General features: G+C 72.1%; 14 protein-coding genes. 10 read left to right on the plus strand and 4 right to left on the minus strand.

Translation table 11 applies throughout. The annotated features are described in order from the left end of the window. Nucleotides 1–852, plus strand: an 852-nt coding sequence (locus VGD32_RS00775; RefSeq protein WP_331030000.1) for an aromatic amino acid lyase, incomplete at its 5' end; no start/stop codon positions are given. On the opposite strand, the gene fni is transcribed toward VGD32_RS00775, so the two are convergent. Both fni and VGD32_RS00785 read right to left on the minus strand, forming a co-directional pair. Further along, on the minus strand, nucleotides 849–1,871 hold the full coding sequence (gene fni / locus VGD32_RS00780) for a type 2 isopentenyl-diphosphate Delta-isomerase (protein ID WP_331030001.1): 1,023 nt from the start codon (nucleotides 1,869–1,871) through the stop codon (nucleotides 849–851). The genes VGD32_RS00775 and fni overlap by 4 nt on opposite strands. 26 nt (nucleotides 1,872–1,897) lie before the next feature. Further along, complete coding sequence (locus VGD32_RS00785) at nucleotides 1,898–3,727, minus strand: PPC domain-containing protein (protein ID WP_331030002.1); 1,830 nt, start codon at nucleotides 3,725–3,727, stop codon at nucleotides 1,898–1,900. Nucleotides 3,728–3,823: 96 nt separating this feature from the next. Between VGD32_RS00785 and VGD32_RS00790 the strand changes: the two genes are divergently transcribed. From VGD32_RS00790 to VGD32_RS00810, 5 genes are all read left to right on the plus strand, one after another. Next, nucleotides 3,824–4,747, plus strand: a complete 924-nt coding sequence (locus tag VGD32_RS00790; RefSeq protein ID WP_331030003.1) for a bifunctional methylenetetrahydrofolate dehydrogenase/methenyltetrahydrofolate cyclohydrolase — start codon at nucleotides 3,824–3,826, stop codon at nucleotides 4,745–4,747. Between the two features lie 61 nt (nucleotides 4,748–4,808). After that, entirely contained in the window at nucleotides 4,809–5,498 is a 690-nt protein-coding gene (locus VGD32_RS00795; protein WP_331030004.1) for a LemA family protein, read from the plus strand. After that, a complete protein-coding gene (locus VGD32_RS00800) occupies nucleotides 5,495–6,334 on the plus strand; it encodes a TPM domain-containing protein (RefSeq protein WP_331030005.1) in 840 nt (279 codons plus the stop codon). The genes VGD32_RS00795 and VGD32_RS00800 overlap by 4 nt, the downstream gene beginning before the upstream one ends. Next, entirely contained in the window at nucleotides 6,328–7,020 is a 693-nt protein-coding gene (locus tag VGD32_RS00805) for a TPM domain-containing protein (RefSeq protein WP_331030006.1), read from the plus strand. Before VGD32_RS00800 ends, VGD32_RS00805 begins: the two co-directional genes overlap by 7 nt. Before the next feature lie 95 nt (nucleotides 7,021–7,115). Further along, a complete protein-coding gene (locus VGD32_RS00810) occupies nucleotides 7,116–7,850 on the plus strand; it encodes an endonuclease/exonuclease/phosphatase family protein (protein WP_331030007.1) in 735 nt (244 codons plus the stop codon). Here the strand turns inward: VGD32_RS00810 and VGD32_RS00815 are convergent. Further along, on the minus strand, nucleotides 7,840–9,303 hold the full coding sequence (locus VGD32_RS00815; RefSeq protein WP_331030008.1) for a phospholipase D-like domain-containing protein: 1,464 nt from the start codon (nucleotides 9,301–9,303) through the stop codon (nucleotides 7,840–7,842). The two genes, VGD32_RS00810 and VGD32_RS00815, sit on opposite strands and share 11 nt — an antisense overlap. Nucleotides 9,304–9,487: 184 nt before the next feature. On the opposite strand from VGD32_RS00815, the gene VGD32_RS00820 reads away from it, so the two are divergent. Beyond that, nucleotides 9,488–9,673 (plus strand): hypothetical protein, encoded by a 186-nt coding sequence (locus VGD32_RS00820; RefSeq protein WP_331030009.1) that lies wholly within the window; start codon nucleotides 9,488–9,490, stop codon nucleotides 9,671–9,673. 115 nt (nucleotides 9,674–9,788) lie between these two features. Then, nucleotides 9,789–12,311, plus strand: a complete 2,523-nt coding sequence (locus tag VGD32_RS00825; protein WP_331030010.1) for a tipN — start codon at nucleotides 9,789–9,791, stop codon at nucleotides 12,309–12,311. On the opposite strand, the gene VGD32_RS00830 is transcribed toward VGD32_RS00825, so the two are convergent. Further along, nucleotides 12,304–13,470, minus strand: a complete 1,167-nt coding sequence (locus tag VGD32_RS00830; protein WP_331030011.1) for an MFS transporter — start codon at nucleotides 13,468–13,470, stop codon at nucleotides 12,304–12,306. The two genes, VGD32_RS00825 and VGD32_RS00830, sit on opposite strands and share 8 nt — an antisense overlap. Before the next feature lie 48 nt (nucleotides 13,471–13,518). Here VGD32_RS00830 and VGD32_RS00835 point away from each other — a divergent pair, with 48 nt between their 5' ends. Together VGD32_RS00835 and pip are read left to right on the plus strand one after the other, a co-directional pair. Next, nucleotides 13,519–13,890: a DUF423 domain-containing protein gene (locus tag VGD32_RS00835; RefSeq protein ID WP_331030012.1), complete on the plus strand. Its 372-nt coding sequence runs from the start codon at nucleotides 13,519–13,521 to the stop codon at nucleotides 13,888–13,890. A gap of 27 nt (nucleotides 13,891–13,917) precedes the next feature. Next, nucleotides 13,918–14,570, plus strand: a 653-nt coding sequence (pip, locus tag VGD32_RS00840; RefSeq protein WP_331030013.1) for a prolyl aminopeptidase, incomplete at its 3' end; no start/stop codon positions are given.

Raw genomic sequence — 14,570 nt, forward strand, 5'->3', positions numbered from 1 at the left:
GTCGATGCGCTGAAGGGTTCGGACGCGCCGTTCGATCCGCGCATCCACGCCCTGCGCGGCCAGCCGGGCCAGATCGACGTCGCCGCCCGCCTGCGGGGGCTGATGGCGGGCAGCGCCATCCGCGAGAGCCACCGCGAGGGCTGCGCCAAGGTGCAGGACCCCTACTCCCTGCGCTGCCAGCCGCAGGTCATGGGCGCGGTGCTGGACGTTCTGCGCAACGCCGCCGCCACCCTGGCGCGCGAAGCCAATGCGGTGACCGACAACCCACTGGTCTTCATCGACGAGGGCGATGTGATCTCGGGCGGCAACTTCCACGCCGAACCTGTTGCTTTCGCTGCAGATCAGATCGCCATGGCGCTGTGCGAGATCGGCAATATCTCCGAGCGGCGGACGTCGATTCTGGTGGATCCGAAGATGAGCGACCTGCCCGCCTTCCTCGTGAAGGAGAGCGGGCTGAACTCCGGCTTCATGATCGCCCAGGTGACGGCGGCGGCGCTGGTGGCCGAGAACCGGATGGTGGCCCATCCGTGCAGCGTCGACACCGTGCCGACCAGCGCCAACCAGGAAGACCACGTGTCCATGGCCACGCACGGCGCGCGGCGGCTGCTCGACATGGCCGAGAACACCGCCACGGTGGTGGCCATCGAGTTGCTGGCGGCGGCGCAGGGGATCGAATTCCACCGGCCGCTGACGACCTCGCCGACGCTGGAGCAGGTGTTCGACATCGTGCGCGAGGCGGCCGCCGCCTATGGTTCGGACCACTATTTCGCGCCGGACATCGCCCGGGCGACCGACGGGGTGCGGGCGGGGCGGTACCGGACGTTCGCGGGCGACCTGCTGCCCTCGGCCTAGGCCTGCAGCGGCGCCTTGCGCAGGGCGGTCAGGTTGGCCGAGCCGGTGCAGAAGCAGACGGTGCGGAGCTGGCGGATCACGGTCTGGAAATGCTCGATCACCGCCTCGGTCGAGACCGTGGCGGCGGCCAGCACGCCGGCGGCCTGACCGACCATGTCGGCCCCGAGGCGGATGGCGCGGGCCGCGTCGACGCCGTCGGCCACGCCGCCCGAGCCGATGATCATCGCCCTGGGGCAGGCGGCGCGGACCTCGGCGATGGCGCGGGCGGTCGGGATGCCCCAGTCGGCGAAGGCGGCGGCGTGGGCCTTGTCGCCGGCGTCCGTGGCGCGCTCGCCCTCGACCGTGGCCCAGTTGGAGCCGCCGGCGCCCGCCACGTCGATGCCCGCGACGCCCATCTCGACCAGCCGTTTCGCGGTGGCGGCCGAGATGCCGGCGCCGGTCTCCTTGACCAGCACCGGGGCGTCCAGCGCCTTGACCAGCGCCTGCAGCGCCGCGCCCACGCCCCACCAGTCGCGGTCGCCCTCGGGCTGGCAGGCTTCCTGGAGCGGGTTGAGGTGCACAATCAGGGCGTCGGCCGCGACCATGTCCAGCACCCGCCGCGCCTCGTCGACACCGAAGCCGCGGGTCAGCTGTGCGGCCCCGATATTGGCGAGGATCGGAGTGTCGGGGGCCTTGAGCCGCAGGGCCATGTCGAGCCCCGGCGTGGGCCCGTCCGCCGCGAGGGCCGCGCGCTGGGAGCCGACGGCGAGGGCGATGCCGAGGTGCTGGGCCGCCTCGGCCAGCCGGGCGTTGATGGCCTCGGCCCGGCTGGGACCGCCGGTCATCGAACTGATCAGCAGGGGCGCCTTCAACCGGCGGCCGAGGAAGTCTGCCCCGAGGTCGATCTTGCCGTGGTCGAGATCGGGCAGCGCCTCGTGCACGAAGCGGACGGCGGCGAAGCCGGTATCGAGGCCGTGCCGCGCCTTCCCCGCCAGGATCACGTCGAGATGCTGGTCCTTGCGGGCGGTGATGTCGGTCAAACGCTTACTCCGCCGGTCGCGGTGGTTCAGGGCTGTTTCTCGACCGTCAGGGCGTAGACGCCCGTCTGGCCCTGCTGATAGGCCCCCGCCCGGATCTCGAACGTCCCGTCCTCGGGCGCCGTCCACTCCAGCCTGGCGTGGGTGTCGGTGAGACCGTCGTCATCGGAGCCGAGAATTTCGAACTTGCCGGCCTCCTCGCGCCCGATGGCGACGAAGCTGTCCACGTCGTTGGACACCATGGTGATCAGCAGCTTCTCGTCCTCGCGCACGGTGACGCGATAGGCGTCGTAGAAGCTGTTGCTGTCGGTGGTGGCGTCCTCCTCGGTCAGGGCGCCCCAGGCCGTTGAGCCGACCAGAACGCTGCCGGGCAACGGCTGCGGGCCGCGGTCGATCAGTTCGAGGGCGTAGAGGCCGTCGGCATCGGACCCGAGCGGCAGGGCGCGCAGGACGTAGTCGCCGTCGTCCGGCAGGGTGAAGCTGAGGCGCGAGTCGGTGCCCTCCATCAGGCCGTCGTCGTCCGACGCGATGGCGCTGAAGTCGCCTTCGGCCTTGCCGAGCTGCAGATAGGTGTCGAAGTCGCCCGAGCGCATGATGGCCTGGATGCGCTGGCCCTCGCGCCCGGAGAAGGTGAAGGCGTCGTAGCCGCGATCCTCGTCGTCGCGCGGGTCGCTCTCGCCGATTTCGCCCTGCAGGGTGGCGCCGAAGGCGATGGGCTCGGGCGCGCGGTCCGGCTCGACCTCGGAGATCGACAGGCTGTAGTCGCCCGTGGCCGCTGAGAAGGCCCGGGCCTCGACGATGTAGGGCCCGGTGCGCGGCAGAGTGAAGACAAGGCGGGAGTTGGTGCCCTCGGCGCCGCCGTCGTCGTCCTGCTCGAGGCTGACGCGGTTGTCGTCGAACAGCTCCAGATAGGTGTCGAAGTCGTCGGAGCTCATTTCGATGCGGATGCGCTGGCCCTCGCGGCCTTCGAACCGGTAGGCGTCGGCCGGGATGTCGCTGTCGCTCTTGCCGTCGGTCTCGGTCAGCTGGCCCTCGATGCTGTCGCCGATGGCGATGGACTGGGCAGCGACGGGGGGCGGGCCCTCCTGCAGGCGGAGGGAATAGGCGCCGGTGTCGGCCGCGGTCAGCGGCGTGACCCGGATCAGATACTCGCCGTCCTCGGGCGCGGCGAAGACCAGGCGCGAATTGAGGCCGCTGTCGGGGCCGTCATCGTTCTGGGCCAGTTCGACGAAATCTCCGCCCTGCATACGGCCGACGCGCAGCAGGGGATCGAAGGCCTCGCTGTCCAGCGACAGCGCGAAGCGGTCGCCGCGCCGGGCCCGGAAGCTGAAGGCGTCGTAGGCCAGTCCGTCCTCCGTTTCCGGATCGCGGCTCGACAGGTCGCCGTTGACGGTCTGGCCGAGGCGGATGGCGGAGGGGCGCGGCGCGCGCGGCGGGGCCGGCCGTTCCGTCAGGCTGAGGCTGTAGTCGCCGCCCTCCAGCCCCGACAGCGGCCGGGCGCGCAGGATGTAGGTCCCGGCGGCGGGGGCGGTGAAGCGCAGGCGGGAGTGGGTGCCGTCGCCAAGACCGTCGTCGTCGGACGCCAGGGGTTCGGCGGCGCCGCCTTCGGCGAAGATTTCCAGATAGGCGTCGAACTCGGCCGAGCGCAGCACGGCCTCCAGCCGCTGGCCCGCCCGCGCCGTGACGGCGTAGTCGTCGTAGCGCCAGGCGTCATCGTCGGCCGTGAAATCCCCCTCACGAATCTCTCCCTCGACCGAAGCGCCCACGGCCAGCGGCTCGACGGACTGCGCCAGCACGGGGCCGGCGGCCAGGACGAGGGCCAGACAGCTGACGGCGGCGAGAATGGTCTGACGGCGCATGCGGTCCCCCTGAATACGGCCCTGATCATAGACGCCGAACCGCGCCGTCTGTAAATCGCGCTCACCGCACGATTCCTGACGACCGGAGCCGAGACCATGACGGCCGATCCCGCCCGCGCGACCCTGATCGACGGCAAGGCCTTCGCCGCCGGCCTGGTGGAGCGCGTCGCCGCCGCCTCGGCGAGGCTGGAGGCGGCGCACCGGGTCAAGCCCGGTCTGGCGGTGGTCATCGTCGGCGACGATCCGGCCAGCCAGATCTATGTCCGCAACAAGGGCGAGACCACACTGCGGGCCGGGATGCGCTCCGACACGCACCGGCTGCCGGTCGAGACGGATCAGGAGACGCTGCTGGAACTGATCGCGGCGCTGAACGCCGACGCGGGCGTGCACGGCATCCTCGTGCAGCTGCCCCTGCCCCGCCACATCGATGCGGCGGCCGTTCTGGGCGCGATCGACCCGGACAAGGACGTTGACGGATTCCACGTGGTCAACGCCGGGCGGCTGGCCGTCGGCCTGCCGGGTCTGGTGCCGTGCACGCCGCTGGGCTGCCTGATGCTGCTGAAGCACGAGCTGGGCGAGCTGGCGGGGCTGAACGCAGTGATCGTCGGCCGCTCCAACATCGTCGGCAAGCCGATGGCCCAGCTGCTGCTGGGCGAGAGCTGCACGGTGACCATCGCCCATTCGAGGACGCGCGACCTGCCGGACCTGTGCCGCACGGCGGATATCCTCGTGGCCGCCGTCGGCCGGCCGGAGATGATCCGCGGCGACTGGATCCGCCCCGGCGCGACGGTGATCGACGTCGGCATCAACCGGGTCCCCTCGCGCGACCCGATGAAGGCGGCGCAGGGCAAGACCCGGGTCGTCGGCGACGTGGCCTTCGACGAGGCCGCGGCGGTGGCCGGGCGGATCACCCCGGTCCCGGGCGGGGTGGGCCCGATGACCATCGCCTGCCTGCTGGCCAACACCTATACGGCCGCCTGCCGCGCCGCCGGCGTGGCGCCGGAGTCGCTGGACGCTTGAACGGCGAACCCTAACCTCCGATAGTCGTTCATCCGGGCCTGCAGCCTTTCAGGAGACGACGATGATTGCCTTGAACTCCCGGACGGCGGCCATCGCCGCGGTCGTGGTGCTGGCCCCCGCCGTGACAGGTTGCGGCATCAATACGATCCCGACCAAGGAAGAGGCCGCCAAGGCGCGCTGGGCCGATGTGCAGTCGCAGTACCAGCGGCGGTCGGACCTGATTCCGAACCTGGTCGCCACGGTGCAGGGCGCGGCCATCGCCGAACGCACGACCCTGACCCAGGTGATCGAGGCCCGCGCCCGCGCCACCGGCGTGACGGTGACGCCCGAGACCCTGACCGATCCCGCCGCCTTCCAGCGCTACCAAGCCGCCCAGGGAGAGCTGTCGCAGGCCCTGTCGCGCCTGATGCTGGTCGTCGAGCGCTATCCGGAGGTCAGGTCGAACCAGAATTTCATCGCCCTGCAATCGCAGCTGGAAGGCACCGAGAACCGCATCGCCGTGGCGCGGCGCGACTACAACGAGGCGGTGCGCGACTACAACACCTCGCTGCGGACCTTCCCGACGGTGATCTGGGCCAAAACCATCCACGGGGGCTCGGAGCCAATGCAGCTGTTCACGGCGACGGAGCAGGCCCAGACCGCGCCGACGGTCAATTTCGACGCCCTCAACCCCGCCCGGCCGGGTAGCGCGGCCCAGCCCGGCGGCGGCGCCGCGCCTGTGACGCCCGGCGCGGCCCCGCCCGCGCAGTGAGTTCAGCCCCGATCCGCGGGACAGGCCGTCTGCCGGCGCTGCTGGTCGCCCTGCTGGCCGGCTTCTGGCTGGCCTGCGCGTCGGCGGCCGCGGCCCAAGCGAAGGATCCGGCCTTCCCGGCCCTGACCGGCCGGGTCGTCGATCAGGCGAACCTGCTGTCCCCGGAGACGGAGGCGGCGCTGACGACGAAGCTGGAAGCGCTGGAGCGGGACACCTCCGACCAGCTTGTGGTGGTCACCCTCGACGGCCTGCAGGGCCTTGAGATCGAGGACTATGGCTACCGGCTGGGGCGGGCCTGGGGGATCGGCCAGACCGACGAGGACAATGGCGTCCTGCTGCTGGTGGCCCCGGAGGAGCGCAAGGTCCGCATCGAGGTCGGCTACGGGCTGGAAGGCGTGCTCACCGACGCCCTGTCGGCGCTGATCATCCAGAATGAAATCCTGCCCTCGTTCCGCGAGGGCTCGTTCGAACGCGGCATCGAACGCGGCGTCGACGCGATCGACCGGCAGCTGCGCCTCGATCCGGCGGAAGCGCAGGCCCGGGCCGCCGCGGCCGCGACCGCCCGGCCCAAGGCGGGCGTGCCGGTCGGCCCGATGATCATGATCAGCGTGATCCTGTTCCTGATGTTCACCGGCATGATCGGCGGACTGACGCGGGGCGGGCGGCGCCGGCGCGGGTCCGGCGTGGCCCCGATCCTGATCTGGGCGGCGTCAGAAGCGATGCGCAACAGCGGCCGCGGCGGCGGCTTCGGCGGCGGTGGAGGGTTCGGCGGCGGCGGCGGGTTCGGCGGCGGCGGCGGCGGCTTTGGCGGCGGGGGCGCGTCCGGAGGATGGTGATCAAACTCACGACCGAGGCCCACGACCGGATCGCCGCAGCCATCGCGGCGGCGGAGAGCCGCACCTCGGGCGAAATCTTCTGCGTGCTGGCCCGGCGGGTGTCATCCTATCGCGACGTCTCGCTGGCCTGGGCCGCGGCGGCGGCGCTGGTGCTGCCGCTGGGCCTGATCCCGCTCGGCTTCGACACTTCGTGGATCCCGGGCATGGCCGACGGCTGGGAAGCGGCCCACCTCGCCTCGCGGGAGGTGTCGATCGGTCAGGCCCTCGGCGCCTACGCCGTGATCCAGGCGGTCGTCTTCCTGCTCACCTATCTGGTCACCCGGCTGCCGACGGTCACGCGCTGGGTGACCCCGCGCGCCATCCGGCGGGCCCGGGTGCGGGACGCTGCCGTGCGGCAGTTCCTCGCCCACGGCCTGCATGTGACCGAGGCGCGGACGGGGGTGCTGATCTTCGCCGGCCTGTCCGACCATCAGGTGGAGGTCGTCGCCGACAAGGGAATCTACGACCGGGTCGACCACGCGGTGTGGGGGGACGCGGCCGAGGCGCTGTCCGCGGGCCTGAAGCGCGGCGATCCGGCGGCGGGCTTTGAGGCCGCCATCGGCCTGTGCGGCGAGGTTCTGGCGGCGCATTTCCCGCCGCACCCCGCCAATCCCAACGAGGTCCCGGACCGCCTGGTCGTGATCTGAACCGCCGCCGGAACGCGTCGCACGGGGGTCGCATTCCTGATTGAAATGGCCTAGCCCGGCCGCCTCAGAGCGCTTCGGCCCCCTCCCAGGACCTCATGCCCCGCCTGCTGACCTACAATGTGCATCGCTGCGTCGGCGTCGATCGCCGGCTGGATGTCGGTCGGATCGCGGCGGTCATCGCCGAACACGAGCCGGACATCGTCTGCCTGCAGGAGCTCGACGTCGGCCGCGCCCGCACCGGACTGGTGGATCAGGCGAGCGCCATCGCCGATCGTCTGGCGATGACCTTTCACTTCCACGCGGCCATGAAGGTCGAGGCCGAACAGTATGGCGACGCCATCCTGACGCTGCGGCCCGAACGGCTGGTCAAGTCGGGGGCGCTGCCGACGATCCGCGGCGTGCCGGGCCTGGAGCCGCGCGGCGCGCTGTGGGCCGCGATCGACTTCGACGGGGTGAACCTCAACGTCATCAACACCCACCTGGGCCTGGTGCCGCGCGAACAGCGGCTTCAGGCCGCCGCCCTGCTGGGCGAAGGCTGGCTGGGGCATCCGTCCTGCGTCGGCCCGACGCTGCTGACCGGCGACTTCAACGCCACCTCCATCACCCGGCCCTACCAGGCGCTGGCGCGGCGGCTGTCAGACTGCCAGCGCGCGTTGGGGCTGCGACCATCGGTGAAGACCTTCCCGTCCAGCTTCCCGGCCATCCGCATCGACCACTGCTTCACCAGTCCGGAGCTGGTGGTGACCGGGGTCACGGCCCCCTTCTCGCCCCTCGCCCGGATGGCCTCGGACCATCTGCCGCTGGTCGTGGACTTCGAGATCAGCCGCTGATCCGGGGCTGATTGCGCTGCGAAGGGCTGCGCCGCTTCCACGGCCGGAAGGCGTCGGCGGGCGAGGTCGGATCGCCCAGCTGGAACTCCGCGATGAAGCGTTCGAGCGCCGACGGCGGCGCGGCGCCCAGCGACTGCATCCGGCCGGTGTCGAAGCGCTGGATGGCCTCGCCTACCGAGCCCACCAGCGCCTCTGCCGCCGCGAACTCCTCGGCGCTTTCGCCGATCCAGTGGCCGATGGTGCGGTGACGGAACCGGCGGATGGCGGCGCGTCCGGCCTCTGTCGCGGGCGCGGCGGCGACATCGCACTCGGTGTCAAAGCCGAACGAGCGATTGTTCAGATTGGTCGAGCCGATCCGCAGCACCTCGTCGTCGTAGACCGACACCTTGGCGTGGACGATGATCCGTTCGCCGCCACGGGTGTGGGGCGCGAAGGCGAAGAAGCGGTTGTTGCGATCGGCCTGCTCCAGCCGGAACAGCACCTCGGACCGGGCCGTATCCATGGTCATCTGGTCGAACCAGCTGGGGCTGCCGCCGGTGGAGACCAGCACGACCTCCGGCCCATCGGGTTCGGCCAGTCGTTCCGCCAGGGCGGCCGCGATCTTCGGCGAGGTGAAATACTGGTTCTCGAAATAGATCAGCCGCCGCGCCCGGCGGATGGCGTCGAGGTGAAGGTGCTCGTTCTCGCGCACCTCGGCCCGGGCGGCCCAGGCCGGCTCCGTCCGGGCGATGCCGACGGGAGTGTCGTGGAGATCCGGCTCGACGCCGTCCGGCCACGGGTCCTCCGCGACCTCGTCGGCCACGGTCCGCTCGGAGGTGGCGCGGAACCAGCGCTCGCGGGCCAGGTCGCCAAGTGCGCGCGCGGCCGGACCGTCCATGACGCACATGACCTCGTGCCGGGGCGACGGGATCAGGCCGGAGGGCTGGCAGCGGCGCGGATCGCCGTCGAGGTGCTCCTCCGAGTCCCACCGGTCCGTGGCGACGTCGCCGCCGCCGCAGAAGGCCACCGCGTCGTCGATGATGACCACCTTCTGGTGGTGGCAGGCGCCGGGCGGCCCCGGGCGGTCGAGCCGGAATTCCACGAAGCGCTTGCGGAACCAGCCCTGCGCCCGATGCGGGAAGAATCCCTGGGAGGCGGCGATGACCAGCGGCGATTTCCAGATCAGCAGCCGGACGTCGAGCTCGGGCCGGGCCTTGACCATCATGCGCAGCTGATGGCCGATCTGCGCATGATGATCGTCGGGCAGGGTTTCCGGGTCCAGCCGCGTGCGCGGATCGAACTGCCAGCCCAGCATGACGACTGACCGCCGCGCCTTGTCGAGCGCCGAGCGCAGCGCCTCGAAATAGGCCGCGTTCTCCATCAACACGGCGAAGCGTCCGGCGGTCTCGACCCGCCAGCAGTTCCGCCCGGGGTCCAGCCAGGGCTGGTTATGTTCGTCCGCCGAAAGGCTCATGGAGGCAGCCTGCCCGATTCGCATGACGGCGGCGCGCGCCCAAGCTCTACAGGACGCATGCCGGGCCGTTCCGTTCCATGCCCGGCGCCGCCGGCCGCTCCGGAGGCTCCGATCGGGGGGCGGATTGTCGGAACGGCGTTTTCAGGGCATAAGAGGCTGTCAATCCGGACGGGGGAGGTCGGCGATGCAAGCGCTGATCGAAATGATCATCGGCTTCATCGCCATGCTGGCCGCGGCGGCCCTGTCGCAGTTCGGCCTGCAGCTCGGCGCCCCGGAGAAGCCCGAACGCGAGGTTCACCGCGTCGGCGACTGCGGCGACAAGCCGGCTACGGCCATCCTCGCCGCCACCGAAGGCAAGCAGGACTGCTGACCCCGCGCCGGATTCGTCGGCTCTCGCCTTTGCGCGCCGCGATTGAGCCGCTAGGGTTCTGACGGGTCGCGCGCCCCGGCTGCGCGACGTCGCATCCTGACGAGATCGCCGCCTTATGAAGTCGCCCCGCCAACGGCCGCCGCTCAATCTGACCGACCCCGATCCGGAGGCCGCCCTGGCGGGGTTCGAAGCCGCGCCGGAGCTTCCGTCCGAACCCGCTCCCGAACCGGCGATCGAACGTCCGATGTCCGAACGCCGCCGCCGACGCCTCGCCGAGGAGCGCCGCCAGGCCGAGCAGAGGGCCGCGGAGGCGGCCCGGCGCGAAGAGGCCGCCCAGGCCCCGGCCGTCGCGCCGGAGCTGGCCCGGTCCGCCGACGCGCCGCCGGTGGCCTATGAGGCGCCGCCGGCCCCCGCCCCGCTCCAGCGGCAGGCGGACCCGGCCCCATCGGGGCGGCACGCCTATCTGCTGGCCGGCGTGTCGGCCGCCCTGTGGATCGGCGGCGTCGCGGCCTGGCTGGCCTTCGAGATCGGTTCGGGCGCCGCCGAACTGGAGCCCCTGCGGCTGGCCGTCTACGCCCTGATCGCCCTCGCGCCCGCGGGTCTGGCCATCATGCTGGCCCATGCCGTTCGGCAGGGCGCGGGCCTGGCCGCCGAGACGCGGCGGGCGCGCAGCCTGTCCGAGGCGCTGATCGCGCCGACGGCTCTGGCGGCCCAGCAGACCGGGGAGGTGCTGCATTCGCTGCGCAACGACATCGACCAGGCTTCGCTGGCCGCCGAACGCGCGCGGCACGACATGACCCTGCTGCGCGAGGCGCTGGCGCAGGAGACGGCGCGTCTGAACGAGGCCGCCGAGACGGCCGGACGCACCGCCCGCCGGCTGGCCGAACAGCTCGGCCACGAGCGCGACCAGATGCAGACGCTCGGCGTGCAGCTGGACAGCCAGGCGACCGGGGTGATCGACGCGGTCGAACGCCAGTCGCGCATGGTCGTGGACGCCTCCGACCTCGCCCAGACCCAGCTGCGCGAGGCCGAGGCCGCCCTCGCCGCCCGCGCCGCGGATCTCGCCGCCGCCGCCGGCGAGGCCCAGGACGCGGCGCGCGTCGCCGCCGACGACCTGGCCCGGCAGACCCTGCGGCTGGAGAACGCCGGCTCGGGCGTCGCCGAGCAGATCCAGTCGGTCGAGGAGGGCCTGGGCCAGCAGCGCGCCGCCCTGGTCACGGCCGCCTACGCCCTGCGCACCGATCAGGAGGATTTCTCGGCCCAGGTCGAGAGCCAGCGGGCCCAGCTGACCGAGCAGCTGTCCGCCACCCGCGCCGTCACCGACGAGCTGGGCCAGACCTCGCTGCGCACCACCGAGAGCATCAAGGACCTGGTCGAGGCGGCGACGGACCAGTTCCGCGCCCTCGTCGAGATGTCCCAGCGCGAGGCCGACGGCTTCGACAGCGCCACCAAGCTGGCCCTTGACCGGTTCGAGGCGCTGGCCGCGGAGGCCCGCGACGCCCTCGTCGAGGAGACCCGCCGTGCGCTGGCCGCGCTGCAGGCCACGGCCGAGGACTCCCGGCTCGCGGCAGAGGAAGCGGCCGAACAGGCCCAGGTCCGCGCCGACCGGCTGGGCGAGGCCCTGTTCGAGGCGGCGCAGAAGGCCGATCAGGCCGCGGACGCGCGGGTGGACAGCGCCCGGCGCATCGTCAGCGAGACCAGCAGCCTGGTCGACGAGGCGGGGCAGCATGCGTTGGAGCAGCTGGAGAGCACCGTCGAGCGCATGAACGCCGCCCTCTCGCGCATCGACGACGCCATGGCCGACCTCGACGAGCGGGCGGCGCGCCTGCCCGAGGAGGCGCAGAAGCGGGTCGAGGCCGTGCGGGCCTCGGTCGAGGAAGGCCTCGCCGCCCTGTCCGCCGCCTCGCAGAAGGCCGCCGCCGACACCGAGGCGCTGGACGCGGGCTTCCAGGAGCGGGTGCGGCGCAACTACGACATGCTGACCGAGGCCGTGCGGCTGATGGGGGTGGTGTCCGGCGACAGCCCGACCGCCGCCCGGCGCCGGGACACACTCGCGGCCAGCCCGCCGCCGGAGCCGGAAGCGCCGGCGCGGCCGCGGCCCGAACGCGAGGAACCACGCGGCTTCGGCCTGCGCGGGCGGCTGAAGCTGGAACCCATGCCGGGCGCGGCGACGCCGAACCAGCCCGAGAAGGACCGGCTGGGCTGGAGCGATCTGGTCGACGAGGGCGGGCCGGGCGAGGCGCCGCTGGACCTCGACACTCCGGTCATGCCGGTGTCCGACGGCGAGGCGCTGGGCGAGCGGATCACCGCCGCGATCCGCCGCATGGGCGTCGACCCCAACGCCCTGCTGCCCCGGTCGCGCGTCGAGGAGGCCGCCCAGGCCGTGGGCGCGGGCGACGCCGACCGGGCCCGACAGATCGTGCGCCGGGTGGCGCCGGCGGCGGTGCGCAGCGTCTCCCGAAGGGTGCTCACCGACGCCGACCTGCGCGCGGACGCCGAGGCCTATGTGCGGACCTTTTCGCGCGACCTGGCGGCGCGGGCCGCGGCCGGCGACGGGCCGGGCGTGCTGGGACGACTGACGTCGGACGGCGGGCGGGCCTTCATGCTGCTGGACGCGGCGATCGGCGACCTCAGCTAGGCGGAACCCGCAGGCGTCGCCGCAGCGGCGCGCCTGCGAGCAGTCCAGCGGCGGCCATGGCGGCCATGGCCCAGTAGCCGCCGGCGCCGAAGCGGTCGTAGAGCGGCCCCGACGCAGCCGTGGCCAGGCCGATCAGCAGGCCCGCCGACAGCACCGACGCCATGGTCTGGGCCGCCGTCTGGCTGTCGCGCGGCGCCAGACGCTCGACGATCTGCACCCCGGCGAGGAAGGTGGCGGCGAAGGTCAGGGCGTGCAGCGCCTGCAGCGGCCACAGCAGCCACAGCGGCGGGGCGAAGGCCATGGCGCTCCAGCGCAGCACGGCGGCGGCCGAACCGACCATCAGCAGGCTCCACGGGCCCACCCCGGCGCGGCGGCGCCAAGGCTCGAACAGCCACATCAGCCCGATCTCGACGATCACCCCGAAGGCCCACAGCTGGCCGGTGACCGCTTCGCTTATCCCCTGACCTTTCCACAGGATGGCCGAAAAGCCGTACTGGAAGGCGTGGGCGGCCTGGACGGCGCCGACGGCGAAGATGGCGATCATGAACACCGGGTCGGCGATGAGCCGGCCGAGGCCACGGAACCGCTCCAGTCCGGCCACGCGCACGCCTTCGGCCACCGGCTCCGGCGGCAGGACGAAGGCCGCCACGGCCGTGGCGCCGAGGGCGGCGACACAGGTCCAGATGATGATCACGTCGACCGGCGCGGTGAGCAGCAGGGCTCCGACGCCGACGTTGGCGGCGACGAAGGCCGCCGAGCCGCAGCCGCGCGGCAGGGAGAAGCTGAATCCGTCCCGCGCGGCCAGCCGCAGGGTCAGGACATCGGTCAGCGGAATCAGGGCGGCGGCGGCCGTCGCGCCCACGAACCAGCAGACGGCCCAGGCGGCCAGGCCCTCGACCAGGCCGGCCGCGCCGTAGCCGGCGGCCATGGCCAGGCCGAGCAGCGCGATCGGCGTACGGCGGCGGCGGAAGCCGTCGGCCCAGACCGCCAGCAGGGGGCCGGTGACGACGCGGGCCAGCATCGGCGCGGCCAGCAGGGTCCCGATTTCGGCCCCGCTCAACCCCTGGGCGCGAAACCACAGGCCTGCAAACGGCAGGGACACGCCACTGGCGCCGAAGAGCAACACATACTGCAAAGCCATGCGCTGGGCGGCGGTCATGGCGGGCGAATAGCAGACGCACGGGATTCTGTCGGCTAGCGTTCGCTCATGACAGTGACTCGGAGCCTGGCGGTGTTCGCCGCCCTGAACGGCGCGCTGGCGGTGACGCTCGGCGCCTTCGCCGCGCACGGCGCCGGTCCGCAGGTCAAGACGCTGCTGACCACCGGGGCCCATTACCAGCTGGTTCACACCGTCGCCGCCCTGGTCTGCGCTGTCTGGCCTGCCCGGGCCTCGCTGATCACCCTGGCCGGCTGGCTGGCCGCCGCAGGCGGACTGGTGTTCGCCCTCGCGCTTTCCGCGGTCGCCCTGCTGAGCCTTCCGGCGATGGGCGCGGTCGCTCCGATCGGCGCCCTGCTGATGATCGCGGCTTGGCTTTTGATCGCCTTTGCCGCATTGCGGACACAAATTCCCTCCGCCTGACGCCACGAAGAGAGACCGAGTAACCGTATGGCCTTCCCCGTGCCCGAGATCCCGCGCCGCGAACTGTTTCCCGAGATCGAACCCTACGCCACCGGCTTCATGCCCACCGACGGCGTCCACGAAATCTACTACGAGGAATGCGGCAATCCGCAGGGCCTGCCGGTGGTGGTGCTGCACGGCGGACCGGGCGGCGCAGTCAACCCGGGCATGCGGCGCTATTTCGACCCGGCGAAATACCGCATCGTCCTGTTCGACCAGCGCGGCTGCGGCAACAGCCGCCCGAACGCCTCGCTCGAGGACAACACCACCTGGACGCTGATCGAGGACATCGAGCGGCTGCGCGAGCTGCTGGGCGTCGATAAATGGGTGGTGTTCGGCGGCAGCTGGGGTTCGACCCTGTCGATGGCCTACGCCATCACCCATCCCGAGCGGGCCAGGGCGCTGGTGCTGCGCGGCATCTTCCTGCTGACCCGGCCCGAGCTGCACTGGTTCTATCAGGACGGGGCCTCGAACCTGTTCCCCGACGCCTGGGAGCGGTTCCTCGCCCCGATCCCCGAGAACGAGCGGCACGACCTGATGGGGGCCTACTACAAGCGGCTGATCGGCGACGACCGGGCGGAGCGGGAGCGCTGCGCCATCGCCTGGTCCAGCTGGGAGGGCGAGACGGTCAGCGTCGAGGG

Source organism: Brevundimonas sp., from assembly GCF_036402095.1.
In the GTDB taxonomy this organism is placed as follows: domain Bacteria; phylum Pseudomonadota; class Alphaproteobacteria; order Caulobacterales; family Caulobacteraceae; genus Brevundimonas.